At 70.9% G+C, this 24,149-nt stretch carries 18 protein-coding genes and 1 pseudogene; 10 read left to right on the top strand and 9 right to left on the bottom strand.

Annotated elements, in window-relative coordinates; genetic code table 11:
• Positions 1-144 precede the first annotated feature (144 nt).
• Positions 145-1,680 (top strand): alanine/glycine:cation symporter family protein, encoded by a 1,536-nt coding sequence (locus HJD23_RS39840; RefSeq protein ID WP_171117383.1) that lies wholly within the window; start codon positions 145-147, stop codon positions 1,678-1,680.
• Positions 1,681-1,842: 162 nt separating this feature from the next.
• A pseudogene (locus HJD23_RS39835) lies at positions 1,843-2,109 on the top strand (Na+/H+ antiporter NhaA); the annotation flags it as partial.
• Between the two features lie 115 nt (positions 2,110-2,224).
• On the opposite strand, the gene HJD23_RS39830 reads toward HJD23_RS39835, so the two are convergent.
• From HJD23_RS39830 to HJD23_RS39810, 5 genes are all read right to left on the bottom strand, one after another.
• On the bottom strand, positions 2,225-3,298 hold the full coding sequence (locus HJD23_RS39830; RefSeq protein WP_171117382.1) for a PP2C family protein-serine/threonine phosphatase: 1,074 nt from the start codon (positions 3,296-3,298) through the stop codon (positions 2,225-2,227).
• 128 nt (positions 3,299-3,426) lie between these two features.
• Positions 3,427-4,668: a cation:proton antiporter gene (locus HJD23_RS39825; RefSeq protein WP_171117381.1), complete on the bottom strand. Its 1,242-nt coding sequence runs from the start codon at positions 4,666-4,668 to the stop codon at positions 3,427-3,429.
• A 131-nt stretch (positions 4,669-4,799) separates the two neighbouring features.
• Positions 4,800-9,641 (bottom strand): DNA repair ATPase, encoded by a 4,842-nt coding sequence (locus tag HJD23_RS39820; protein WP_171117380.1) that lies wholly within the window; start codon positions 9,639-9,641, stop codon positions 4,800-4,802.
• Positions 9,642-9,745: 104 nt separating this feature from the next.
• Positions 9,746-11,779 (bottom strand): flotillin family protein, encoded by a 2,034-nt coding sequence (locus HJD23_RS39815; protein WP_171117379.1) that lies wholly within the window; start codon positions 11,777-11,779, stop codon positions 9,746-9,748.
• A 77-nt stretch (positions 11,780-11,856) separates the two neighbouring features.
• Entirely contained in the window at positions 11,857-12,345 is a 489-nt protein-coding gene (locus tag HJD23_RS39810) for a hypothetical protein (protein ID WP_232108261.1), read from the bottom strand.
• A gap of 246 nt (positions 12,346-12,591) precedes the next feature.
• On the opposite strand from HJD23_RS39810, the gene HJD23_RS39805 reads away from it, so the two are divergent.
• Together HJD23_RS39805 and HJD23_RS39800 are read left to right on the top strand one after the other, a co-directional pair.
• On the top strand, positions 12,592-13,650 hold the full coding sequence (locus HJD23_RS39805) for a helix-turn-helix domain-containing protein (protein WP_171119122.1): 1,059 nt from the start codon (positions 12,592-12,594) through the stop codon (positions 13,648-13,650).
• 137 nt (positions 13,651-13,787) lie between these two features.
• The gene (locus tag HJD23_RS39800; protein ID WP_171111913.1) at positions 13,788-14,012 is read left to right on the top strand and encodes a hypothetical protein; all 225 of its coding nucleotides are present in this window, start codon (positions 13,788-13,790) and stop codon (positions 14,010-14,012) included.
• A gap of 31 nt (positions 14,013-14,043) precedes the next feature.
• Here the strand turns inward: HJD23_RS39800 and HJD23_RS39795 are convergent, their stop codons facing one another.
• The 3 genes from HJD23_RS39795 to HJD23_RS39785 all read right to left on the bottom strand — a co-directional run bounded on the left by HJD23_RS39795 (position 14,044) and on the right by HJD23_RS39785 (position 16,227).
• Entirely contained in the window at positions 14,044-14,487 is a 444-nt protein-coding gene (locus tag HJD23_RS39795) for a PPC domain-containing DNA-binding protein (protein ID WP_171117377.1), read from the bottom strand.
• A gap of 316 nt (positions 14,488-14,803) precedes the next feature.
• Complete coding sequence (locus HJD23_RS39790) at positions 14,804-15,022, bottom strand: DUF2180 family protein (protein ID WP_171117375.1); 219 nt, start codon at positions 15,020-15,022, stop codon at positions 14,804-14,806.
• An 89-nt stretch (positions 15,023-15,111) separates the two neighbouring features.
• Entirely contained in the window at positions 15,112-16,227 is a 1,116-nt protein-coding gene (locus HJD23_RS39785) for a helix-turn-helix domain-containing protein (RefSeq protein WP_171134124.1), read from the bottom strand.
• A 182-nt stretch (positions 16,228-16,409) separates the two neighbouring features.
• On the opposite strand from HJD23_RS39785, the gene HJD23_RS39780 reads away from it, so the two are divergent.
• Together HJD23_RS39780 and HJD23_RS39775 are read left to right on the top strand one after the other, a co-directional pair.
• Positions 16,410-17,792: a nodulation protein NfeD gene (locus HJD23_RS39780; RefSeq protein ID WP_240980925.1), complete on the top strand. Its 1,383-nt coding sequence runs from the start codon at positions 16,410-16,412 to the stop codon at positions 17,790-17,792.
• The gene (locus tag HJD23_RS39775; RefSeq protein ID WP_171109233.1) at positions 17,789-18,604 is read left to right on the top strand and encodes a slipin family protein; all 816 of its coding nucleotides are present in this window, start codon (positions 17,789-17,791) and stop codon (positions 18,602-18,604) included. The genes HJD23_RS39780 and HJD23_RS39775 overlap by 4 nt, the downstream gene beginning before the upstream one ends.
• Before the next feature lie 607 nt (positions 18,605-19,211).
• On the opposite strand, the gene HJD23_RS39770 is transcribed toward HJD23_RS39775, so the two are convergent.
• A complete protein-coding gene (locus HJD23_RS39770; RefSeq protein WP_171109234.1) occupies positions 19,212-19,952 on the bottom strand; it encodes a GntR family transcriptional regulator in 741 nt (246 codons plus the stop codon).
• Positions 19,953-20,190: 238 nt separating this feature from the next.
• Here HJD23_RS39770 and HJD23_RS39765 point away from each other — a divergent pair, with 238 nt between their 5' ends.
• From HJD23_RS39765 to HJD23_RS39750, 4 genes are read left to right on the top strand one after another with little or no spacing between them, the layout of a single operon-like run.
• Entirely contained in the window at positions 20,191-21,348 is a 1,158-nt protein-coding gene (locus HJD23_RS39765; protein ID WP_171109235.1) for an extracellular solute-binding protein, read from the top strand.
• Positions 21,345-22,241 carry an ABC transporter permease subunit gene (locus HJD23_RS39760; protein WP_171109236.1) on the top strand — a complete coding sequence of 299 codons (897 nt, stop codon included), beginning with the start codon at positions 21,345-21,347 and terminating at the stop codon, positions 22,239-22,241. Before HJD23_RS39765 ends, HJD23_RS39760 begins: the two co-directional genes overlap by 4 nt.
• A complete protein-coding gene (locus HJD23_RS39755; RefSeq protein ID WP_171109237.1) occupies positions 22,229-23,041 on the top strand; it encodes an ABC transporter permease subunit in 813 nt (270 codons plus the stop codon). The genes HJD23_RS39760 and HJD23_RS39755 overlap by 13 nt, the downstream gene beginning before the upstream one ends.
• A gap of 3 nt (positions 23,042-23,044) precedes the next feature.
• Positions 23,045-24,124 (top strand): ABC transporter ATP-binding protein, encoded by a 1,080-nt coding sequence (locus HJD23_RS39750; RefSeq protein WP_171109238.1) that lies wholly within the window; start codon positions 23,045-23,047, stop codon positions 24,122-24,124.
• Positions 24,125-24,149 lie beyond the last annotated feature (25 nt).

Below are 24,149 nucleotides of genomic sequence, written 5' to 3'. Positions count from 1 at the left end.
GTACAACCAAGGTGATCACGGTCCGAGTCCGCGGCCGTGCCACCGCGGTTCGCCGATCGGACAACGGCGTTCGCTCATAGACCGCACACTCACCGGCGCAGCATCCCCGGGCGCCGGTCCCCCTGCGCCACCGAGGTAGCCATAGTGTCTCTCGACGCATTCACCGATTCCGTCGACAAAGCTGTCAGCTCGTTCTTCGAACCCATAGCCACCTGGCTCGGCGAAGTCGTCTTCTACGCCGTCCCCGTCGGTGGGACGGATCTACCCCTCATCGTCGCCTGGCTCGTCGTCGCCGGTCTCGTCTTCACCGGCTGGTTCGGGTTCGTGCAGATCCGCAAGTTCCGGCTCGCATTCGACGTGGTGAGGGGCAAGTACGACGAGAAAGGGTCGGCCGGCGAGGTCAACCACTTCCAGGCCCTGACCGCGGCCGTCTCCGGCACCGTCGGACTCGGCAACATCGCGGGTGTCGCCGTCGCCGTCTCCATCGGTGGCCCCGGTGCCACCTTCTGGATGATCCTCTGCGGTCTGCTCGGCATGGCCACCAAGTTCGTCGAGGTCACGCTCGGCGTGAAGTACCGCGAGGTGCACGCCGACGGCACCGTCTCCGGCGGCCCGATGCACTACCTGCCCAAGGGTCTCGCCGACCGCTTCGGCAAGAACGGCAAGACCCTCGGCAAGGTCCTCGCGGTCCTCGCCTCCTTCATGATCCTGTTCTTCGGCCTCTTCGGCGGCAACCTCTTCCAGGTCAACCAGAGCTACGCGCAGCTGGTCTCCGTCGCCGGCGGTGAGGACGGCGCGATCGGCTCCTCGACCGGCGCCCTGTTCTTCGGCATCCTGATCGCCGCGCTCGTCGGCATCGTGCTGCTCGGCGGCATCCGCTCCATCGCCAACGTCACCAGCAGGCTGGTCCCGGCCATGGCCGGCATCTACATCGCCGCCTGCCTGATCGTCATCCTGGTGAACGTCACGGCCGTGCCCGACGCCGTGGCCACGATCATCGACGGCGCCTTCGACCCCGAGGGTGTCGCCGGTGGTGTCCTCGGCGCGCTGATCATCGGCTTCAAGCGGGCCGCGTTCTCCAACGAGGCCGGCCTCGGCTCCGCGCCGATCGCGCACTCCGCGGTCAAGACCAAGCACCCCGCCAGCGAGGGCCTGGTCGCCCTGCTGGAGCCGTTCATCGACACCGTGATCATCTGCACGATGACCGCCCTGACGATCGTGATCGCCAACCCGGCCAGCTGGGCCGAGGCGCGTGCGGGCGAGTCCATCGGCGGCGTCACCATCACCTCGGACGCCTTCGAGACGGTGCTGCCCTGGTTCCCGTACGTCCTCACCGTCGCGGTGATGCTGTTCGCCGTCTCGACGGTGCTGACGTGGGGCTACTACTGCCTCAAGGCATGGACGCACCTGTTCGGCCGCAGCAGGGCCAGCGAGCTGACCTTCAAGGTCCTTTACACGCTGTTCGCCGTCGCGGGTTCGCTGCTCACGCTGCAGACCCTGATCGACATGGCCGACGCCGTGCTCTTCATGCTCGCCGTCATCAACATCATCGGCCTCTACCTCCTCGCCCCGGTCGTCAAGCGCGAGCTGAACTCCTTCCAGGAGTACGTCCGCGCCCGCAAGGCCGGTGGAAGCAACGGGGCCGACGAAGACCCGGAGCCGGTGAAGACGACCGTCTGACCGCCTCCCACGGTCCGGCTCCCGGGGGTGACCCCGGCCAACGGCCGGGTGAGGGTCCGCATACGCGAGCGCCTTGCGTATGCGGACCCTCCCACCTCGCGAACCAGCAGGTGGGAAGCGGTTCCGGAGAGATCGGGGCCGCTCCCCGGAGATCCCATGTCGGACCTGGCCTGGGCCGATGTCTTCGCGCTCGCGGTCCTGGCGGGAATCGGCTTCACCGTCGCCCTCCTCATCGGCGAACTCGCCTTCCCCGACCCGGCCGACGCCGAACGCATCAAGGCCGCCGTCCTCGTGGGCTCGGTGACCGCGGCCGGCCTCGCCGCGTTGCTGGTCAAACGCCACAACGGGATCTATCGCCGGCTGTACGAGGAAGAGACCCGCGACGAAGACGCCGACGGGGTACCCGACGTCTACCAGCGCCGGGACCCGCAGATCGGGTCAGCGTCCGCGCCGGACCATTCCGGCGGTCACTGGCCCGAGGCGGCGGGCGGGCGCGTTCCGGCGCACGTCCTTTCCACGGCGGCGAGACACCCGACCACTCGGCTCACGGACCCTTCCCGTGACCGTGGTACCGCAACAGCAGCATCGCGGCATCGTCGTGGGGCGGCCCGGCGGCATGCCGGACCAGGTCCTCGCGCAGGGCCTCCAGTGCGCTCCGGGCGTCGGTGTCCTTGAGCAGGTACGCCCGCTCGCCGAGCGGATAGAAGGCGCCGCCGGCATCCCGGGCCTCCGTAACGCCGTCGGTGTACAGCAGCACCTGCTCCCCGGGCACGAACGCCACCCGATACGGCTTCGGCCCCTCGCCGCCGTGCGCGCCCAGCCCCAGCGGCAGCGCGTACGCGGGCGGCCGCGGGAAGTCGACCGTGCCGTCGCGGCGTACGACCATGGGGGCCGGGTGGCCGTAGTTGAGGAAGACCACCTCATGGTCCCAACCGACCTCGGCGAGGATCGCCGTCACGAACTTCTCGCCCTCCAGCTCCCGGGCGACGCTGCGCTCCAGACGCTCGCCGACACCCACCAGACCGGGCTCGTCGTGCGCGGCCTCCCGGAACGCGCCGAGCACCACGGCCGCGGTCTCCACCGCGGCCAGCCCCTTGCCCTGCACATCGCCCACGATGACCCGGATCCCGTGCGGCGAGGCGACCACCTCGTACAGATCGCCACCGATCCGGGCCTCGGCGACCGCCGACGTGTACGACACCGCGGCCTGCAGCGGCCCTGCGGTCAGCGGCACCGGCCGCAGCAGGACCCGCTGGGCCACCTCCGCGATCGAGCGCACGCTGGCCAGTTCGGCCTCCCGGCGGCCGCGCATCACGGCGGCGGCCACGCCCGCGCCCGTCACTCCGGCCACGGACGCCATCGCCGTATAGCCCCGGCGGCCGTCGAACAGCCCGTCGTACAGCCCGAGTCCGACACAGAGCACCAGCGCCACCAGACCGATCAGCGCCGTACGCCGCCACCCGCCGACCAGTCCGGCGAACGCGGGCCCCAGCGACACCAGAGGCACAAAGCCGACCTCCGGTCCGGCGACGATGTCCACGACGGCCACCACCGCCATCACCACGATCGGCAACCATGTCAGCACCGCCGAACTTGCGTTCGGCTTCTCTGCGGCCATGCCTGCTCCAACGGTGTCGCAACCCTTGAGAGCCGCCCTACCCAGGCACCCCTCCCCACCTTCAGGCTATGCAACGACGCAGGTACGGGTGTGGTCGCCCACCGCGCCTTTACCCAATCGAGGCCCCGTCAGTTGCGCGCCTCGACGTGGTCCTCCTGCTGCTGAGGGCCAGTGCTCGGCTGCTTGTCCGGGATGCCGGCGAGGTCGTCGACGTCGAAGGCGCGGGCGATGGGCACGTCGGTGGAGCTGTGGGCGACGATCGAGAAGGCGATGCACACCGCGATCAGGGTGAACGCCTCCTCGGCCTGCGGGATGCCGGATTGCAGCACCAGGAGGCCGTAGACCACGGAAGCGAAGCCCTTGGGGCCGAACCAGGCCGCCACCAGCCGCTCCTTGCGGGAGAACGACGTGCCGACCAGGGAGAGCAGCAGAGAGGCCGGGCGGATCAGGACGATCGCCAGGACGACGGCCACATAACCGCCGAAGGACAGGTCACCGAACAGCTGCGGAGTCAGCAGGGCGCCGAAGACCAGCAGTGCCGCGAACTTCGCCAGCTCCGCCAGCGCCTCGCCCAGCGGCTCGAAGGCGGCCTTCGCCTCGGGCGAGACGTGCACGACGGTGGCGCCCGCCGAGAAGGCCGCCAGGTAGGGGTTGGCGTGGGTGAGGTGGCAGACCCCGTACAGGATGATGCCCGTGGCCAGCGGCAGCAGGGGCTGCAGCTTCGGCTCCGCGCCCAGCAGCTTGAACCGCACCAGTCCGTTGACCAGCAGCGGCAGCGCGACGCCGAAGACGAGGCCGAGCAGCAGCTCCAGGGCGATCTTCCCCGGCGAGGCTTCGGCGCTGTCGGCGGCCGGGCCCGCGGCGGCGATCAGGACGAGGACCACCGGGAGGGCGAGGCCATCGTTGATGCCGCTCTCCACGTTCAGCAACTGCCGCAGCTTCGCCGGTACTTCCCTGCGGCCGACGATGGCCGAGGCGAACACCGGGTCGGTCGGCGCCAGCACCGCTCCGACCAGGAAGGACGTCGTCCAGTCCAGGCCGACCAGGTAGTGGGTCACCAGCGCCATGAACACGAACGCGAGCGGCATGCCCAGGCCCAGGGCGCGCGTGGGGTTGCGCCAGTTGGCGCGCAGCTTGGGAAGCGAGACGTGCATGCCGTCGGTGAACAGCACGGCGAAGAGCGCCAGATCGGCCGTCACGGACACCAGTTCACTGTCCGGCGTGATGTGGATCAGGCCCAGGAATCCGTCGCTGACGAGCGCGCCGCCGACCAGGAAGAGGAACGAGGTGGACAGTACGGTCCGGGCCGCCAGACCGGACAACAGCACCGCCACCAGCAGCGCGACACCAAAAACCGCCACCAGCACCATGACGGGAACCCCCCGACCGTGAAAGAGATCAATTCCTGCTCGCCGACCAGGCTTCCCGGCACACCGCTGGGAACCTTACATGTTCTTGACACGCCTTTTTCAGGCCGTTGACGCGCACTCCGGGCGGACCGTCATTGCCGGTTCCCGGCAACAACAGCGCGGCTGATCGCCGACTCGACGGCGGCGACGTGGTCGGCCAGCAGGCCGAGGGCGGCCACGGCTCGGGCCAGCTGATCGTCCTCCGCGCCTCCGAGCCGCTGGGTACGCACGTATGCCGTCTTCAACTCGGTCCAGCGTGCGGACTGTTCGCCGGTCGGCGTGCCCCGCAGTTCGGCCAGCTTGAGCAGGTTGGCCTCGGCGCCGGTGGTGAGGGTCTGGGCCTCGGCCCGGTAGTGGTCGTCGATGACGGCGGCGAGTTCGGCGTCGTTCATGACGGGCTGGATACGCTGGGCGATCTTGTTCATGTTGCGGTAGGAGCCCTGGAGCTGGAAGGGCGGCTCGGTGCGGGTGGCGTCGGTCCGGGCTGCCGAGGCGAGGTACGCGGCGTTCACCGCGAGGACCGTTTCGCGTGCCGTGAGCAGGTGACGCAGGACGGCCAGGATCCGTTCCAGCTCCGCGGGGGCATACGGGTGCGCAAGCCGGTCGGCACGGGCCGTCGGGTCGCCCTCCGCGAGCCGGACGAGCAGGTCGAGGTCGGTGCGGTCGCGGTCGGCGAGGGGCGCGAGGACCGGGTTCGCGGTGAGGGCGTTCTCGATGAAGCTGAGCGCGAAGACGTCCTCCTTGCCGGTGAGGACATCGCCGAGGTTCCATACGTCGGCGCGGTTGGCCAGCATGTCGGGGACGCGGAAGCGGGTGCCGGACTCGGTGTAGGGGTTGCCGGCCATGCAGACGGCGAACCGCTTGCCGCGCAGGTCGTAGGTGCGCGGCTCGCCGTCCCACACGCCCTCGATACGGCGGGTGGCGTCACACAGCGGGATGAACTTCTGCAGCAGCTCGGCCGAGGTGTGCTGGATGTCGTCGAGGTACAGCAGGGTGTTGTTGCCCGCCGCCAGCGCGAAGTTGATCTTCTCGATCTCCTGGCGGGCGGTCGCGTTCGGGGCCTCGGCCGGGTCGAGCGACGTGACCGCGTGGCCGAGGGCGGGGCCGTTGACCTTGACCAGCATCAGGCCGAGGCGGTCGGCGACGTACTCCATGAGCGTCGTCTTGCCGTAGCCCGGTGGGGAGATGAGCAGCAGCAGGCCGCCGGTGTCGGTGCGCTTGGACTCGCCCGTGGTGCCGAGCTGCTTGGCGAGGCTGTCGCCGACCAGGGGCAGATAGACCTCGTCGATCAGCGTGTTGCGGACGAACGCCGACATCACTCGCGGCCGGTACTCGTCCAGCCGGATCCGGGTGCGCTCGGTGGCCGCCCATGCCGTGCGGCGGCGCTGGTACGCCCGGTGGGCGGGGACCTCGTGGGCACGGAACTCGCGGGTGCGGGCGAGGAGTTCGTCGACGCGGACGGTGAGCGTACGGCCGTGGATGCGCGGGTGGATGCCGAGCAGCCCGTCGACTGTCTCGGTCAGCGGCGCGTCGCTCTCGTAGCGGGCCAGGTCCGGGCAGAGTTCCGCGGCCACCGCTTCGGCCAGGTCGCCGGGGGCGAGGTCCGTGCCGGTCGAGGTGGTGTACGCCGTCAGCCACGCCTCGACGAGTTGTCTGCGGGCGGCCGGGTCACCGAGGGCGGCGAGGTCGTCGTCGTACGCCGATGTGCCCACCGTACGGCGGAACTTGTCGAGCAGGGTTCGGGTGCCACCGCTGATGACGAAGCCGTCGGGGCCGCTGGTCAGCTCGTCGAAGAGGTACGCGGCGGCGGCATCGGCGACCGGGCCGCCGATCGCCTCTGCCAGCTCCGCCTGGAGGTCGGCGATCGCGGGTGCCAGTCCGAAGGTGTCCCGGGCGCGGGCGAGGGACACCGCGCGCCGGGTCCAGCTGTCGCGTGCGTCGGCCGTCGTGGCGTGGGCCCAGAACAGCTGGGCTGCTGCGCGGGCGGCCGGCTCGTGGCGCAGCAGCCCGGCGCGCTCGTGCAGGCGCAGGAGGGCCGTGAGGATCAGGGCCGCGTCGTGGTCGTGGACGCCGCGCTCGTACCCCTCGTCGTATGCCGCCTCCGCCGCCTGCCGTACCAGGGCGGGCAGGTCGTCGGCGTCCGTGAGGGCCGCCGGGCCGTGCTCGTCGAGCAGCCGGGCAGCGAGGTGTTCGGCGCGGTAGACGTCCGGTGACTCCGAGGGCAGCGGGCGGTCCCAGTACGGGCGGGTGGCGGCGAGGTCGGGGTCCGTCACCGGGGAGCGGTAGTCCGTGCCGGTGAGCGCGAGGGCGAGGCCGTCGCCGTGCGGGACCAGGGTCAGGTCCAGGGGCTGTGTGTTGACGGCGAAGCGGTGGGAGCCGAGGCGCAGGGTGCGGCCGTCGTCGGCGTACAGGTCGGTGCGGTCGCGCAGGGCGCGCAGGGCCTCCTGGCGGGCGGCCTTCAGACGGCCGTCGACCTCCTCCGCCCTGACCTGGTCGCCGAGTTCGCGGAGTTCGTCGGCGATGCGCCGGACCTTCGCGGGCATCGGGTCGGAGGTGAAGTACGTGGCGACGGCGTCCGTGTCGGCGAGGGCGGCGGCGCGACGGGTGATGGTCCGCAGGACGCGGGTCGCGGAGTCGGCGAGGCGCTCGGCGCGGCGGGCCCGGGCGTCGGTGAGGGTCTGCTTGCGGGCCGAGAACGCCTCGTGGATCTCCTCGCGCTTGTCCGCGAGGTCGCCGAGGAAGTCGTCGAACTCGGCGAACCGGGACTCCAGGTTCTCCACTTGAACGAGCATGCGGGCGAGTTGCTCGTCGCACGCCTCGGGGGTGTCGGCGACCGCGAGTGCGCCGGTGACGGACTGGCCGAGCAGGGCGAACTCGGCGGCGAACGCGGCGCGTCCCTCTCGGTCGCGGAGTTCGCGACGGCGACCGTCGAGGGTCGCGCGGGCCCGGTTGACGCCGCCGAGAACCTCGGCGATCCGTTCCAGGATGGACGTACGGACGGTGGCGTCGCCGATGTCGAGCCCGGCGACCACTTCCGTCACCGTGCGCAGACCGTCGGCGAGTTCGTCGAGGCGGGCCGCGAGGGGCGCGGCCGCGGCGACGGTGGCGATCACCTCGGCGTCGGCGACGAGCCGGTCGATGTCCGAGCGGTACTCGGCGAAGGCGTCCTCGCGGGAGAGGTGGGCGACGGCCCGCCGGCCGAAGGAGGCGAGGTCGGCCTCGATGTCGGCGGCGAGTTCGTCGATGCGGGCGGTGTCCGCGTACCGCAGGTCCTTGAGGGCGAGCAAGTGGCCGTGGGCGTAACGGAGTTCGGTGAGCCCGGTGACCCAGGCGGCGGCGCTGCGCGGGGCCTCGCCGCGCAGGCGTCGTACGACTCCGGCGACGCGGGCCGCGGCCTCGGCGAGGGCGTCGGCGGCCTGGCGGGTGAGGGCCTGCACGGTCTCGAACTCGGCCAGGACCTGTTCCGCGGTGGCCCGCACCTGTGTGAGTGGTTCGCGCAGGTCGCCGAGTTCGGGGTCGCCCAGCCAGTGGTACGCGTCGGCGGCCCGGACGCACGCGGCGGCCAGGGCCTCGTACACCGCGCTCGTCGGTGTGGTCTCGGCGACGGCGCGCGTGATGGACAGGCAGTCGGAGATGCCGCGGACGAGGTCGGCGTTGCCGACGCGGGCGAGCGGGCCGGTGCCGACGGGCCGGGCGGCGGCGTGGGTGTCGGAGACGTACGGGGAGTTCCACAGCTGGACGGGGTGCACGCGCTGCGGCTCGTCGCTGTCGGCGCGCAGGACGACGAGCGCGCCGTCGTCGAACAGCGCCCAGCCGTGGCAGGAGATCGGGTTGGCGATCTCCTTGCGGATCATGTTGTACGGCAGCAGCAGGGTGCGGCCCGTCACGCGCGCGTGGAAGGCGTACAGCACGTCCTCGCCGTTCGGTGAGCGCACCTCGCGCTCGAACTCCAATTCGTCCGTGTCGAGGTCGTACGTCTTGTGCGTGCCCGTGGCCAGGCAGTAGCCGCCGGGGAAGACGATGCCCTGGTCCTCGGGCAGGCGGCGGCACGCCTGCCCGATGCCGTCGAGACGGACGACGGTCCTGGTGAGGGTGTTGAACACCAGGTACCGGTCGGTCTCCTCCTTGTAGGGGCGGATCCGCAGCAGGACAAGGGCGCCCACGCGCGCGTGCGCGATGTCGGCGTCGGCGAGGGACTGGAGGGGCTCGTCGACGGGCTCGGCGTGGATGCCCTCGCCCGTCTCCGTGTCGTTGTCGATCTTGACGGTGAGGGTGCCGCCGACGGTGTCGACGAAGACCTCACCCTCGATGGAGACGTGCGGGTGGCGGCCGAGGACGTGGTCCTCTCGGGTCGTCGCGGTCCACTCGACGTCGTGGGAGGGCGGGAGGACGTGGTCCCGGTCGCCGCGCGCGTCGAGGAAGGCCGCCTGCCCGTCGTCGGTCAGCGCCCAGCGCAGCACGCGGATGTCGTCGGCCTTCTCGCCGGTACGGAACACGGCCAGCAGCCTGCCCTCGACGCGGCGGAGCTGGAGGAGGTGTGCCTGACGGTAGTAGCGGTAGAGGGCCGCGAACTCGCGCACGAAGGCAGGGTCGTCGAGCAGGCCGGGCACGGCGTCGTCGGGCAGCCGGTTCAAGGCGCGGTCGTGCAGGGCGAAGACGTCACCGACGGTCGTCTCCGGCCCGCGGTCGAGGAAGACGTTGTGGCCGAACAGCAGCGTGTCGCCGACGGCGACGATGTCCCGGGGTACGCAGGCGTGGTCGGTGCGCAGCCGCTCGGTGCCGGTCAGTTCGAGCCGCGTCGAGCCGAACTCCTCGGCGCGGCGGGCGTTGAGCGTCTCGGCGCGGCGGGCGAGTTCGGCGGCCTGCGCGGTGAGGCGGTCGCGCAGCACCTCGTACGTGCCGGTGTCGAGTGCCTCCTGCGTGCCGGTTGCCATGGTCCAGCTTCCCTTCACGTTCGGTGCTGTTCACGAGGGATCACGAGGGAGGGGTCCGGAGCTGCCGTCCCCTGTGCGGCAGCTCCGGACCCGTGCGAGGGCGGTCAGGCCCGGACGCCGCCGCCCAGCTCGGCGAGCGGCAGATCGGCCAGGCCCAGTTCGCCCGCCCGGTCCATGAGCTGCTGCAGCCGGCCGGCGTCGGCGCCGCCGGTCTTCATGAGCTTCATCAGCAGCGCGGAGACGGTCAGGTTCTGCACATCGGCCGTGGAGAGGGAGCCCAGGACGCGGCTGAGGTCGTCGGTGAAGCTGGCGGAGCCGTCCAGCCAGGGCCCGGCGAGTGCCTGGGCGGTCTCGGAGTTCTGCATGAAACCGTCGACGCTCTTGCCGAGCGAGATGGAGGACACCAGCCGGTCGAGGAAGACCGACTCGCCGCCGACGATGTTGATGTCGGCGTTCTCCAGCCCGGTGGCCAGCACCGTGGCCTGTGCCTCGGCGACCTGCCGCTGCACGTCGAGTCCGGCGAGCCGGATATCCTTCTCGGCCTCCAGTCGCAGCCGGTACTCCTCGTGCGTACGGGACGCCTCGTCCAGCGCGGCCATCGCCGCCGCCTTCTCGGTGAGACCGGCCGCCTCCGCCTTCAGCTTCTCGCCGATGGCCTCCGCTTCGGCGAGCGCCTTGGCCCGGGCGCCCTCGGCTTCGGCCCGCAGCCGGGCCTCGGTGGCCTCGGCCTCGGCGCGGCCGGCCTTCTCGATGACGTCCGCCTCCTTGTCGCGGACCTGGACGGCCGCGAGCCCTTCGGCCGCGCTCTCGGCCTGGATGCCCTCGGCGAGCCGCAGCTTGGCCTGGGCGTCGAGGTCGGCGCTCTTCAACCGGGCCTCGGCCAGGGTGAGTTCTTCGGCGGCGCGGTGCACGGCGGCCTGCTCGGCGGCCTCCGCGGCCTTGATGTCCTTGACGAGCTTCTCCTGCGCCGCGGCCTCGGCGGCGATGATCACGGCCTGCCGCTGCCGCTCCGCCTCCTCGACGGTGCGCAGCTTCTTGATGGACTCCTCCTGCTCGGCGACCGTGCGGTCCACGGCGACCCGCTCGCGGATCACCTCGGCGATCTCCCGCTTCTCCGCCTCGACCTCCTTCGATGCGGCGATCCGCGTCAGCTCCGTCTCCCGGTCCCGCGCGATGACCTCCAGCAGCCGGTCCTTCTCGATGCGCTCGCTTTCGATGGCGATGACCCGCTCGCGGTTCTTCGCGGCGACGGCGACCTCACGGGCCTGGTTCTCGCGCTGGACGCCGAGCTGCTCCTCCGTCTTGAGGAAGGCGGCCTGTGCACGGAGCCGTTCCTCCTCGACGACCCGTGCGGTCTCGGCCTCCTCCCGGGCGCGGACGGTCTCGATCTCCCGCTTCTGCTTGATCTCGGCGTCGGCCTGCCGGCGCTCCAGCTCCAGGATGGCCTCGCGGGCGTCGACGTTCTGCCGGGTGATCTCCTTCTCCTCGGTGCGCTGCGCCTCGTTGGTGCGCACGTGCTCGACGGCCGTCAACTCCGTGATCTTCCGGATGCCCTGCGCGTCCAGGACGTTGGCCGGGTCGAGCTGGCTCAGCGGCGTCTGCTCCAGGTAGTCGATCGCCGCGTCCTCCAGGTGGTAGCCGTTGAGGTCGACGCCGATGACCTCGATGATCCGGAACCGCAGCTCTTCGCGCTTGGTGTACAGGTCGGTGAAGTCCATCTGCTTGCCGACGGTCTTCAGCGCCTCGGAGAACTTCGCGTGGAACAGCTCCTGCAGCGTGTCCCGGTCACTGGCCCGCGCGGTACCGACGGCCTGGGCGACCTTGATGACGTCCTCGACGGTCTTGCTGACCTTCACGAAGAACGAGATCCGGATGTCGGCGCGGATGTTGTCCCGGCAGATCAGCCCGTCCCGCCCGGCCCGCGTGATCTCGATGGTCTTCACCGAGATGTCCATCACCTCGGCCTTGTGCAGCACCGGCAGCACGACCTGCCCGGTGAAGGTCACGTCGACCTTCCGCAGCTTGGAGACGATCAGCGCCTTGCCCTGCTCCACCTTGCGGAACAGTCGGGAGACGACGAGTAGAGCGAGCAGGCAGGCGGCGGCGAGCACGCCGATGCCCACGGTCATGGCATCCATGGCATACGTCCTTGAGGAGTGAGGAAGGTGACGTGTGAAGCAGAGAGGGTTCAGGTGAGAGGCGGCAGCGGCTCGACTCAGGCGGCGCGGCTGTGCGTACGCAACGCGCCGTCATGCGGCGCGCGTCGCACGGCGTTCCGGCTCTCGTCGCCGGCGCCCCGCGGCGCGGTGCGGTCGCTCACGCCCAGTGGGGAGGGCCCGGGTTCATCGGGGAAGAGGCGATGCAGCGGCCGTACGAACAGGCAGGTCAATCGCCAGGCCACGAGCAGGGCCACGACCGGCACGGTCAGACGCAGCAGCCCTGTGGCGGGATCCGGTGGCATGAACGCGGCCAGCACGCTCGTCGCCCCGACGCTCAGGAGCCAGGCCAGAACGGTCAGCAGCGAGAGAGCGACCGCCACCGGGACTCCGCCCATGCCCCACGGACCAAGGTCCGCGTCCGCGTCGAAGCTGTCGGAGGCGGCGACCCGGACGGCGACCAGCAGCCAGAAGCAGACCAGCACCACGAGGGCGGCGGTGAGCACGATCGTGGGCGGGCCGGTGGCGGCCTCCAGAAACATCCGCATGCCCCGGCCCCCCTTTCCGTCATCGCCACAACGAGTCGTGATCAGTGATGCACGGCTCCCCGGGTTCCGGTGCCGGGCACCTGCCGGTGTCCGGCATCGGAACCATCCGCCGTGCTCCCCACGAGCCATGCTGCACGGACGGACCACCCCCGCGCATTGCCGGTTCCCGGCAGCGTTTATTAGGGTCTGCATGCCGGTGGGCCGCTAATGAACCGTCACCGGCGCGTCAATAATGCGGGGGACGACGTGACGGACCGGGAGATACCCGAGCAGTATCTGGACGGCTATGCCCGGATCCTGGCCGAGGTGTCGGCCACCGGCAGGCGCCTCACCCGTGACGAGATCGTCTCCCGGCGCGTCCTGGGCGAACAGGCCGCGGACGCCGGATACGGCCTGCGTGCCCTGATCAGCGCCCATCTGTCGGCGGCGCGCACGGCCTGGCCGGCCACCCCCGGCACCGCCGACGGCGCACTCGCCGCCGTGCAGCAGGTCGTCGACGCCTTCGCGGAGGGCTACGAGCGCGCCCAGCGCCTGGCGGTGCGTCAGGAGGAAGCCGCGCGGCGGGAGTTCATCGACGACCTCCTCTACGGCCGTAGCGACCTGGGCCACCTCGCCGAGCGCGCCGAACGCTTCGGCCTGCGGCTGTCCCATGCGCACGCGGTGGCCGTCGCGCAGGGCCCGGCCTCCTACGACGAGGGCGACCCGGTGCCCCGGCAGGTGGAACGCGCCCTCATCGCCCGCTTCGGCGACCGCAGCATACTGCTCACCACCAAGGACGGCCGGCTGCTGTGTATCGCCCCCGGCCACCAGGACGAGGTCCTCACCTACTTCGCCAAGCAGGCGCACGCCGCCACGGACGGCGGCCGGGTCGCCATCGGCCGACCGCAGCCCGGCCCCGGCGGCGTCGTCCAGTCCTACGAAGAGGCCCTCAACGCCCTCGAACTCGCCGAGCGCCTGGACCTGGGCGACCCGGTGCTGCGCGCCGCCGATCTGCTCGTCTACCCCGTGCTCACCCGCGACCGGCAAGCCATGGCCGACCTGGTGGTCGACACCCTCGGCCCGCTCACGACGGCCCGCGGCGGCGCCCAGCCCCTCCTCGACACCCTCACCGCCTACTTCGACTCCGGCTGCGTGGCCGCCGAGGCCGCACGCCGTCTGTCGCTCAGCGTGCGCGCCCTGACCTACCGGCTCGAACGCATCCACAAGCTGACCGGCGCCGACCCGTCCGACCCCGCGCACCGTTACATGCTCCAGACGGCAGTGATCGGCGCCCGTCTGCTCGACTGGCCCGCCAAGCGGCTCTGAAGCACCTCCCGTGCCGGCAGGTCGGCGCAACTGCGCACCGCCCCATCGCCCCGCGCGCCCTCCGCCGCCGGAGCATCACGTATGCTGCGGCTGCCCCGGCACCCCAGTGCGTCACGGCACCACAGATGGCGGCGGCCATGAAAGCAACCACGCGCGCCACCGACAAGTTCGGCGTGCCCACCAGTCAGGAGCCCTGTGTGTCCACGTCCTTCCTCGGTGCCGCACTGATGTCGGTCGGCGCCATGGCCACCGTGGCCGGAGCTCTCCTGTACGTACTTCCGGGCCCTGGCCTTCCCGTCCTTGTTCTGGGTCTGGCGCTCACGGCCGCAGGAGTTGCCGTACGGACCGTCGGCAGCAGGTGAACTTGGACGGCTGCTCCAACGGGGGCCGCGTCTACTCCTCCTGCCTTGGCTCCACCAGGGCGAGTCCCAGCTCCGGGTGGTAGACCTTGGGCAGCGCAGGCTCGGCGCTGCGCACGATGACCTCCAGGGTGGGCCACACCTGCCCGCTCAGCAGATGTCCGCCCCGGGTTCGGCCGTCGGACATGCCAAGGACGGCATGCAGGTGCGGCACCGGGCCGTCGTCGCCCTCGGCGATGTCGCCCACCAGGGACAGTACTTCGCACTGTTCCGCCACCGGGATGCGCCGATAGTCCCGCGCTTCCGGATCGAACCATCCCACGACCGCCTCCGAAAACGCGCCCACCGCGGTGACCTGCGCCGTACGGATGTCGCGTGCCCGCGCGAACTCCGTCAGGGCCTGCACCGGCTCCTCGCCCGCATCGAGCACCACGACATGCATGGCGCCGTACTCTTCCCCAAGCTGCCGCCACTTCATACGCGGCCGAGTACCCGGCCGTCCGGCCGCCAAGCGGCGTACCGGTGCACGTCGGACAAGAGCTGCATTTACGGCGGCCGAGCATTATTGTTAAAGAATGCGTAAAGCATTCGGCAAAGAGCATGAAACCGGTCCGCAAGGTGCTCTGACGTGCCCGGTCTGCAAGCAGCCCGTGGACACGGTCGTCAAGCGGCGGCACAAGACGCTCGGACTCTTCGTGCCCGTGTGGCGCCCCGGGCCCTGCCGCAACCCCGACTGTCCCGAGTACCTGGAGCCCTTGGAGGAGACTTCGCCTTCCGACCACTCGTAGCCAGGATCAGCAAGGCTCCGAAGTCGTGTGTTCCGCGTGGAAACACATCTCGCAGAGGAGGTTCCGGGCCGGAGCATCATGAGTGGCTTTGCCCATGCCCACCAATTGCCGGACCTCTTTGCGCTCCTCGCGCACGTGCTCCGCGCACACCGCGGCGCCGCACGAACGGCATACAGCCGACGCCGTCGTCGTACGGTCCTGGGCGAGGCAGTCGTAGCACCACATGGCCGCTCCCGCGGTTCTGCTGCCCCCCCCTCCTCCTGTGCCCTCCGAGTTCCGCGGCACCTGACAGGAAAACTTCTCGGCGTCTCACCTCAGTCGGAGGGTTGCAAGGGGAGTGCGGGCCAGTTGAGCAGGCGTGCTCCGAGGGTGGCGGTCTGCAGGGTGTAACGCTGGTCGGGGTTGGTGGGGTCGTACCCGGTGAGGGTGCGCACGCGGGCCATGCGGTAGGCCACGGTCCGCACGCTGAGGCCGAGGCGTCGTGCGGTCACGGTGTTGGTGCAGCCGCTGTCGAAGTACGCGGTCAGGGTGTGCAGCAGCGGGCCCGGCCCGCCGCGGGCCCGCTCCAGGCCGCCCAGCACCGTGGCCACCAGGTCGGTGATCGCCGCTCTGTCCCGGCCCAGGACCTGGAACACCAGCAGGTCCGACGCGTGGATCACCGCGCCGGAGACGGCAAGACGGTGGGCGAGGTCGAGGGTCTCGCGGGCCTCGCGGTAGCAGCGCACGACACCGTTCGCCCCCGGCCGCGGCCGGCTGACGGCGATCCGAGGATGCCGGGCGAGCGAACGCCGGACATGCTCGGCGAAGTGCTCGGCGGCACTCGCGCCGCTTCCGGCACAGATGCACACCAGCATCCCGTCCTTCGCGGCAACCAGGCTCTCCCCGGCACCATAGCCCGAGGCCATGGCCTCTTCGACGTACCGGGTGGCCGGGTCCGCCGCGCTGAAGGGCGCCTCGGCCCGGGCCACCGCCACGCGGTGCGGGCCGGCGAACCGGAAACCGATACGGTGGGCCTGCTCCGCCATCCGGCCGAGATCACCGGCACCGTGCAGCAACTCGTCCAGGAACGCCTGCCGGATCTCCTCCTCCCGCCGGATGGCCGCCCGGTGAGCGGCCTCATAGCCCTCGGTGAGCGTGACCGCCACCTCCCGGACAGGCCCCAGCACCTGCGCCGGGACCGGCACCGAAACAGCACAACCCCCGCCCGCCCCGCCCGCGGACGGTGCGCAGGTACGGCACAAAGCACCCAGGTAGGCGTCGATGAGCTCGCGCAGCGGGGTGCCGTTGCCGGCGGCGTGAGCTGCCGCTTCCCGCAGCCGGGCACGATCCTGCGCGTCGATACCACCGGTGCGCACCACAGCCCGGGCCAGCAGCTCCTCATGAGGCGGACCGCCCCATGACCCTGCGCCAGCACCGCTCCTGCCACCCATCAGCGGCCACCCCATTTGTCCGCATTGGCGAGCTTCGAGTTTACCGCCACTTTGCCGACCCCCGGCAAGGTCGCGCACCCCCAGATGTCCGCCGATGTCCCTCCCCGGCCCGTATCCGCCCAGCCAGCCGGGTAACCCGCAACACAGGGTCCCAGCGCCAGGAACCAGGGGGTAACACACCCGTGCCCCGAACCAACCCCACCAGCCTCGCCAGCCCCACCGGCCTCGCCCGGAGGCTCGCCCGGAGGCTCGCCGCAGTCCTCCTGACAGCGCTCGGCTGCCTGCTCGCCGCCCCGGCGATGAGCGCGGCACAGGCCCCGAGCGTGCTCCTCACACGGGTCGACGACACCATCACCCCGGTCGTCGCCAACCACCTCAAGGACGGACTGCGCATTGCCGAGCGCGAGGGCCACGAGGCGTACGTGATCGAGTTGGACACCCCTGGCGGGCTGCTGCAGTCGACCCGGGACATCGTGCAGGAATTCCTCGCCGCCGACGTGCCCGTCGTCGTGTACGTCACTCCGCCCGGCGCCCGTGCGGCGTCGGCAGGCGCCTACATCACCATGTCCGCGCATGTCGCCGCCATGGCCCCCGGCACGCACATCGGGGCCGGCACGCCCGTGACCGGTCAGGGCGAGGAGGCGAGCGACAAGGTGGTCAACGACGCGGTCGCATTCGCCGTGTCCATCGCCGAACAGCGCGGCCGCAGCACGGACTTCGCCCGGGACATGGTGCGTGAGGGCACGTCGGTGTCCGACCGGGAGGCCGTGCGCATCGACGTGGTCGATCTCGTGGCGCCGTCGCGCGAAGCCCTGCTCACCGAGCTGGACGGCCGCCACGTCGTGGTCGGCCCGCAGGGCGAGCGGCACGAGGTCGTCCTGCACACCGCGGGCGCCCGGGTCGTGGAGCACGCTCTCGGCTTCTTCGGCGAGGTCCGGCAGCTGCTGGCCAGCCCCGAGCTGGCGTTCCTGTTCCTCTCCATCGGGACTCTGGCCGTGATCTACGAACTGGCGACCCCGGGCATGGGCGTCGGTGGCGTCATCGGGGCAGTCCTCCTGGTGCTCGGGTTCGTCGCGCTGAGCGTGCTGCCCTTCCATGTCGGCGGCCTGCTCCTGCTGATCCTGGCCGCCGCCCTGTTCGCCGCGGAAGTGCTCACCCCCGGCGTCGGTGTCTTCGCCGCGGGCGGAACGGTGGCCCTGGTCTTCGCCGGGATCCTGCTCTTCCGTGGTGAGCTGGGCGTTGATCCGGCCGTGCTGTGGCCGACCGCCGTGGTGGTGGGCGGCGGCTCGGTACTCGCCGGGCGTCTCGCCTGGCGAGCCCGGAAGGCTCCGCCGACCACGGGGCACGAAGGGCTGCTGGGCCGGGAGGCCGTCGTACGCCGGGTGGACGGCGAGAGGGGCCAGGTGCTGCTCGACGGCACATGGTGGGCCGCCCGCGGCCGTACGGCCCCCGTCACCGAAGGACAGCACGTCCGCGTCGTGGACCTCGACGGCCTCGATCTGATCGTCGAGAACGCCGAGGCCGCCCCCAACGGGCCGCACACCGCACCGGAGGACGGATCATGAACACAGACCTCATCGGCATCATCATCGGAGCAGTCGTCCTGCTCATGCTCCTGATGGCCGCAGTGAAGATCGTGCCCGAGTACGAACGCGGGGTGATCTTCCGGCTCGGCCGGATCATCGGCGCCAAGGGACCGGGGCTGTTCGTCATCATCCCCGTCGTCGACCGCATGATCCGCGTCTCCCTGCGGACCGTGACCATGGACATTCCGCCGCAGGACATCATCACCAAGGACAACGTCACCGTACGGGTCAACGCAGTGACCTACTTCAACGTCGTCGACCCCAACCGCTCCGTCGTGGCCATCGAGGACCACATCAAAGGCACCTCGCAGATCGCCCAGACCACGCTGCGCAGCATCCTCGGACAAGTGGACCTCGACGAACTGCTCATCAACCGCGACGAAATCAACCAACGACTCCAGCGCATCATCGACGAGGTCACCAACCCCTGGGGCGTCAAGGTCACCCTCGTCGAGGTCAAGGACGTCGAACTGCCCGAGCCCATGCGTCGTGCCATGGCCCGCCAGGCCGAGGCCGAGCGTGACCGGCGTGCCAAGGTGATCCACGCCAAGGGCGAGTACGAGGCCGCCGAAACCCTGGCGGACGCCGCCGACCGTCTCGAAGGCCACCCCGCCGCCCTCCACCTGCGGATCCTGTCCACCATGGCCGAGATCTCCGCCGAGCGGAACTCCACGCTGATCTTCCCGTTGCCGATGGAGATCTTCCGCCTCATCGACATGCTCCGCCAGCCCCAGAACCCGGTCGGCGCCGAGAAGTCGGGCGGGGAGAAGCTCGCCATGGAGAAGTCGTAGCGCCCACGCCCCCGCCGGGCGGTTTCGGCCCGCTCCCGGTCCGGAAGCCGGCTGAACCGTCGAGCCGACTCCCGGGACGCCGATCCCCCTTTCGAGCCGCCGAACCACTCCTTGCCCCGTCTCCAGCGCGCCCTGACCGCGGCGCTCGGCCGGACGGTGGGCATCGACGGCATCTCGCGCTGTTCGCCGCGGTGGCCGGCCTGCTCCTCGGAGCGGGCATCCCCGCGCAGGGCTTCCCCCAGGCCGCGTTCCCTTTGGCGAGCAACGGCAGCCGGGGCACCGACGTCGTCGCGCTGCAGCACCTGCCGGCCGCGCACGGTCAATCGGTGCGCGCTCGCCATCACCGTACGCCAGGGCGACAACGGGCCCGCGGTGAAGGCCGTCCAGTCGCTGCTCAACGCCAAGCGGGGCGCCGGACTCCGCCACACCAGCCATGAAGTCGGGATGGTCATCGACGTGTGGCCGATCCCCACCGACTGGAGTTCTGGGCCGCACCATGCGGGACGTGGCCGGAACGGGGACGACGGTCCGCAACTCCGCTGACCGCCTCCGGCACGGCGCCATGGCGCACCCGGCGCGCGCCATGCGTCCCCGTGTCCCCCGCGTTCTACTGCGCGGTCTTCCGGGCCAGCGCGTTGTTCCCCATCGAGTTGTGCACGCTGAAGCTCACTGCGTCCGACCGGTAGCGGTCGTCCGACCACTCCACCGGCCGCCCCTCGTGCGTCGTCGTCACCCGGCGCACCCGCAGCAGCGGGCTGGTACGGCGGATGCCGAGCAACTCGGCATCCTGCGCTCCCGCGGCCACGGCGTCGATGATGTGCTCGCCGTACGCGAACACCAGACCCGTGTCCTCGTACAGCCGCTGAGTGACGGACGGACAGTCCACCTCGATCGACTCCACCGCCGGGGAGATCCAGTCGGCGTACACGGTCCGCTCCAGCAGCACCGGCTCGCCGTCGAGTCCACGTACCCGCAGCACGTGCAGCACGTCGGTGCCCTCCGGGAGTTGAAGCCGCACCGCGTCCTGTGCGGTCGCCGGCCGGTACTCCTGTTCAACGACCCGTCCCGTCGCCTCTCGGCCCATCGCGCGCGCCCACTGGGCGAAGCTGCGCAGTTCGGCGAAGCTCTGGCTGCGGCGGCTGGCGAGCACCACCCGACGCGCACCCTGCCGGGAGCCGATCAGCCCCTCGGCGGTGAGGCTCGCGACGGCCTGGCGGACGGTGCCGCGGGAGACGGCGTACTGGGCGGCCAGCTCTGTCTCGGAGGGCAGCCGGCTCCCGACGGTGTACTCCTCGGCGTCGATCGCGCGTCGCAGCGCCTCGGCGATCTCCTCGTGTCGCGCCGTCATGCCGCCCCTCTGACTTGGCTGGTGTGCACAGACCGATGAGCCTAACCGATATCCGGAGGGATCCGTGTCCGCCGGATTGTGCAGGCAACAGGGGGCTGTAGTTCGGTTCGCATTCATTTTCAGGTCATTCGAGACGGGCGTACTGAGGGCCAACTTGTTCAGACAAGTTCTCGTCGCAGACTGTCCTGCGGCATCTCACTCCGCACCACCCGTCCTCGTGTGCACCCCTGGAGAGACCGTGTCCGTGTCCCTGCCGCGATCAGCCGTCCTCGGCGGCTCCCTCGCCGTCGTCGCCGCGTTGGCCCTGAGCGCCTGCGGCGCCGCTCCCGACAACGCGTCCACCACCGCCGACGGCAAGTCCGCCGCCACCGCCACCTCCGCCACCGACTTCGGCGGCATGGACAAGCTGGTCGAAGCCGCGAAGAAGGAGGGCACGCTGCACGCCATCGCGCTGCCCCGCGACTGGGCCAACTACGGCGCCCTCATCGACGGCTTCGAGAAGAAGTACGGCATCAAGATCGAGGTCGAGAACCCCGACGGCTCCAGCCAGGACGAGATCAACGCCGTCACCTCCCGCAAGGGCCAGGACCGCGCGCCCGACGTCCTCGACCTCGGCTCCTCCTTCGCCATCAGCGCCGCCCAGCAGGGCCTGCTCGCCCCGTACAAGGTGGAGGCGTTCGACGACATCCCCGACACGCAGAAGGACGCGCAGGCCCGCTGGTACAACGACTACGGCGGCTACATCTCCATCGGCTGCGACGCGGCCCGCGTCAAGGAGTGCCCCACCACCTTCAAGGACCTGCTCAAGCCGCAGTACAAGGGCCAGGTCGCTCTCAACGGCAACCCCACCAAGTCCGGTTCGGCCTTCGGCGGCGTCTACGCGGCGGCCCTCGCCAACGGCGGCTCCTTCGACGACATCCAGCCCGGCCTGGACTTCTTCACCGATCTGAAGAAGAACGGCAACTACACCCCCGTCGAGTCCACCCCGGCCACGGTCGAGAAGGGCGAGACGCCGATCAGCATCGACTGGGACTACCTCAACGCCGGCTACGCCGAGGAGTTCAAGTCCAAGGGCGTCGACTGGAAGGTGGCGGTCCCGAGCGACGGCCAGTTCTCCCAGTACTACTCGCAGGCCATCAACAAGGACGCCCCGCACCCGGCCGCGGCCCGTCTGTGGCAGGAGTACCTCTACAGCGCCGAGGGGCAGAACCTGTGGCTCAAGGGTTACGCACGGCCCGCCCTGATGACCGCCATGGAGAAGGCCGGCACCCTCGACAAGACCGCCGCCACCAAGCTGCCCGAGGTCTCCGGCACCCCGGCCTTCCCGACCGAGGAGCAGCAGAACAAGGCGAAGACCGTGCTCGCCGAGGGCTGGGCGAAGGCCGTCTCCGGATGACCGCCACGCTCACGCGGGCGGACGTGGCGTCCGTCGCTTCCCCGAAGCGGCGGCGCCGCGTCCCCGGATGGCTCGCCGTCCTCCCGCTGCTCGTCTTCACCGCGATCGCCTTCGGCCTGCCCGCGATCGCCATGCTGAACGGTGCCTTCACCATGAAGGACCCGACGACCGGGGCGACGTCCTACACGACCGAGAACCTCGCCACGTCCCTCCGCGGTGCCTACCTCACGGCGCTCCTCGGCAGTGTCAAGCTGTCGGCCGTCTCGGCCGCCCTCGGGGCGCTGCTCGGACTGCCGCTCGCCCAGGCCGTGGTGTCCTCCCGGTTGCCCGCGCTGCGCGAGGCGGTGCTCACCGCGTCGGGGGTGCTGGCCAACTTCGGCGGCGTCCCGCTGGCCTTCGCCTTCGTCGCCACGCTCGGCAACGCCGGTGTGCTGACCCGGCATCTGGGCCTGGGCGGCACCGGCTGGGACCTGTACAGCTTCTGGGGACTGGTCCTCGTCTACCTGTACTTCCTGATCCCGCTGATGGTGCTCACCATCACCCCGGCGCTGGACGGACTGCGCGCCCAGTGGCGCGAGGCCGCGCAGAACAACGGCGCCACCACCGTGCAGTACTGGCGCCACGTGGCGCTGCCCGTGCTGCTGCCCTCGCTGCTCGGCGGCCTGGTGCTGCTGTTCGGCAGCGCGTTCGCCGCGTACGCCACCGCCGCGGCCATGGTGGGCAGCTCCGTCCCCCTCGTCACCCTGCAGATCGCCGACGCCATCTCCGGCAACGTGCTGGTCGGCCAGGAGAACGTGGCGCTCGCCCTCAGCCTCGACATGGTCCTCGTCGCCGGCCTCGTCATGGCCGTGTACCTGCCCCTGCAACGCCGGAGCGCCCGATGGCTCGCCTGAACCTGTGGCGGTGGGGCGTCCTCGGCCTCGCCGGACTGTACTTCCTCGTCCCGATGGCCGCGTCCGTCGTCTTCACGGTGGACGTGCCCGGGCAGGGTGTCACCTTCGACGCCTACACGCGGATCCTCTCCACGGACGGTTTCGTCTCCAGCCTGCTGCTGTCGCTGGAGCTGGCCGCCGCCACCATCGCCATCGTGCTGCTGCTGATGGTGCCCGCCATGGTCGCGCTGCGCCTGGGCGCGCCCCGGCTGCGGCCCGTCGTCGAGGTGGTGTGCTCGCTGCCGCTGGTGGTGCCGCCGATCGCGTTCGTCGCGGGCATCGGGACCGTACTGAAGTGGGGGCCCGAGCATCTGTCGCGCACCCCGCTGTTCCAGACGTTCGTCGCGATCCAGAACCCCGGCTTCCCCTTCGTGCTCGTCCTGGCGTACGTCGTGATGGCGCTGCCGTTCGTGTACCGGGCGCTGGACGCCGGGCTGCGCGCGGTCGACGTGCCCACCCTCGTCGAGGCCGCGCGCTCCTGCGGCGCGGGCTGGCCGCAGGCGCTGACCCGGGCGGTGCTGCCCAATCTGCGCGGCGCGCTGCTCAACGCCTCGTTCCTCACCCTCGCCCTGGTACTCGGTGAGTTCACGGTCGCTCAGCTGCTCGGCTTCCAGCCGTTCGCCGTGTGGATCGTCAACATCAGCGGCTCCCAGGCCCAGCTCTCCGTCGCCGTGTCCGTGCTCAGTCTGCTCGTGACATGGGTCCTGCTTCTCGTGCTCGCCGGTGCCGGCGGACGCACCCGTACCGCATCCCGGGGATGAACCATGACCGCCACCGCCCTTGACGCCCCCACCCAGGCTGCCGCGACCGTCGAGTTCCGCGGGCTGCGCCGGGAGTTCGGATCGACTGTCGCCCTCGACGGGCTCGATCTGACCGTCCGGCCCGGCGAGTTCCTCGCCCTGCTCGGCCCGTCCGGCTGCGGCAAGACCACCGCGCTGCGGATGCTCGCGGGGTTCGAGCACCCCGACTCCGGCGCCGTGCTCGTCGACGGACACGACGTCACCGGCGTGCCCGCCCACCGTCGCGACGCCGGGATGGTCTTCCAGTCCTACAGCCTCTTCCCGCACCTGAACGCACTCGACAACGTGGCCTTCGGACTGCGGATGCGCAAGGTGCGCACCTCCGAACGGCGGTCCCGCGCGGCCGAGTTGCTGGAGCTGGTCGGTCTCGCCGACAAGGGCGCGCGGTTCCCGCACCAGCTCTCCGGCGGCCAGCAGCAACGTATCGCGCTGGCCCGCGCGCTCGCGCTGCGCCCGCGCGTCCTGCTCCTGGACGAGCCGCTGTCCGCCCTCGACGCCAAGGTCCGCCTGTCCCTGCGCGAGGAGATCCGGCGCCTCCAGCAGGAGCTGGGCATCACCACGCTGTTCGTCACGCACGACCAGGAGGAGGCGCTGTCCGTGGCCGACCGGGTCGCCGTGATGCGGGCCGGGCAGCTCGAGCAGTGCGCCGAACCGGCCGAGTTGTACGGCCGTCCCGCGACCGCCTTCGTCGCCGAATTCGTCGGCACGATGAGCCGCGTCCCGGGAACGCTCAACGGCGAGGACGTCGAGGTGCTCGGGCAGCGGCTGCCGATCGACGGGCCGGTGCCGGACGGCGCCCGGGACGTGGACGTACTGGTGCGGCCCGAGGCCGTACGGGTACGCGCCGACGGCGGCGGCACCGCGCGGGTCGTCGCCACCGCCTTCCTCGGCGCCGTCGTCCGCGTGACCGTCCGGCTCGCCGACGGCACCGACGTCAAAGCCGATCTGCCCGCGCACGACGCGGCCGGGCTCGCCGCCGGATCCGCCGTCGATCTGTCGCTGCCGCGGCGGGCCGTGCTGGTGGCGCAGCGCACGAAGAGCTAGCCGCTCCCTGCCGTCAGCCGATCAC

Origin of the sequence: Streptomyces sp. Z423-1 (genome assembly GCF_013009255.1) — a bacterium.
Taxonomy (GTDB): Bacteria; Actinomycetota; Actinomycetes; order Streptomycetales; family Streptomycetaceae; genus Streptomyces; species Streptomyces gossypiisoli.
The sequence above is the reverse complement of the archived record's forward strand: the minus strand, read 5'-3'. Positions and strand labels throughout refer to the sequence as shown.

Excerpts from the sequence above, each read along its gene's own strand:
- HJD23_RS39755 (WP_171109237.1), top strand. The coding sequence starts at position 22,229 with ATGGCTCGCCTGAACCTGTGGCGGTGGGGCGTCCTCGGCCTCGCCGGA.
- HJD23_RS39825 (WP_171117381.1), bottom strand. The coding sequence starts at position 4,668 with ATGGTGCTGGTGGCGGTTTTTGGTGTCGCGCTGCTGGTGGCGGTGCTG.
- HJD23_RS39815 (WP_171117379.1), bottom strand. The coding sequence starts at position 11,779 with ATGGATGCCATGACCGTGGGCATCGGCGTGCTCGCCGCCGCCTGCCTG.
- HJD23_RS39820 (WP_171117380.1), bottom strand. The coding sequence starts at position 9,641 with ATGGCAACCGGCACGCAGGAGGCACTCGACACCGGCACGTACGAGGTG.
- HJD23_RS39795 (WP_171117377.1), bottom strand. The coding sequence starts at position 14,487 with ATGAAGTGGCGGCAGCTTGGGGAAGAGTACGGCGCCATGCATGTCGTG.
- HJD23_RS39830 (WP_171117382.1), bottom strand. The coding sequence starts at position 3,298 with ATGGCCGCAGAGAAGCCGAACGCAAGTTCGGCGGTGCTGACATGGTTG.
- HJD23_RS39750 (WP_171109238.1), top strand. The coding sequence starts at position 23,045 with ATGACCGCCACCGCCCTTGACGCCCCCACCCAGGCTGCCGCGACCGTC.
- HJD23_RS39790 (WP_171117375.1), bottom strand. The coding sequence starts at position 15,022 with ATGTGGTGCTACGACTGCCTCGCCCAGGACCGTACGACGACGGCGTCG.
- HJD23_RS39785 (WP_171134124.1), bottom strand. The coding sequence starts at position 16,227 with ATGGGTGGCAGGAGCGGTGCTGGCGCAGGGTCATGGGGCGGTCCGCCT.
- HJD23_RS39775 (WP_171109233.1), top strand. The coding sequence starts at position 17,789 with ATGAACACAGACCTCATCGGCATCATCATCGGAGCAGTCGTCCTGCTC.
- HJD23_RS39810 (WP_232108261.1), bottom strand. The coding sequence starts at position 12,345 with ATGCGGATGTTTCTGGAGGCCGCCACCGGCCCGCCCACGATCGTGCTC.
- HJD23_RS39760 (WP_171109236.1), top strand. The coding sequence starts at position 21,345 with ATGACCGCCACGCTCACGCGGGCGGACGTGGCGTCCGTCGCTTCCCCG.
- HJD23_RS39800 (WP_171111913.1), top strand. The coding sequence starts at position 13,788 with ATGAAAGCAACCACGCGCGCCACCGACAAGTTCGGCGTGCCCACCAGT.
- HJD23_RS39770 (WP_171109234.1), bottom strand. The coding sequence starts at position 19,952 with ATGACGGCGCGACACGAGGAGATCGCCGAGGCGCTGCGACGCGCGATC.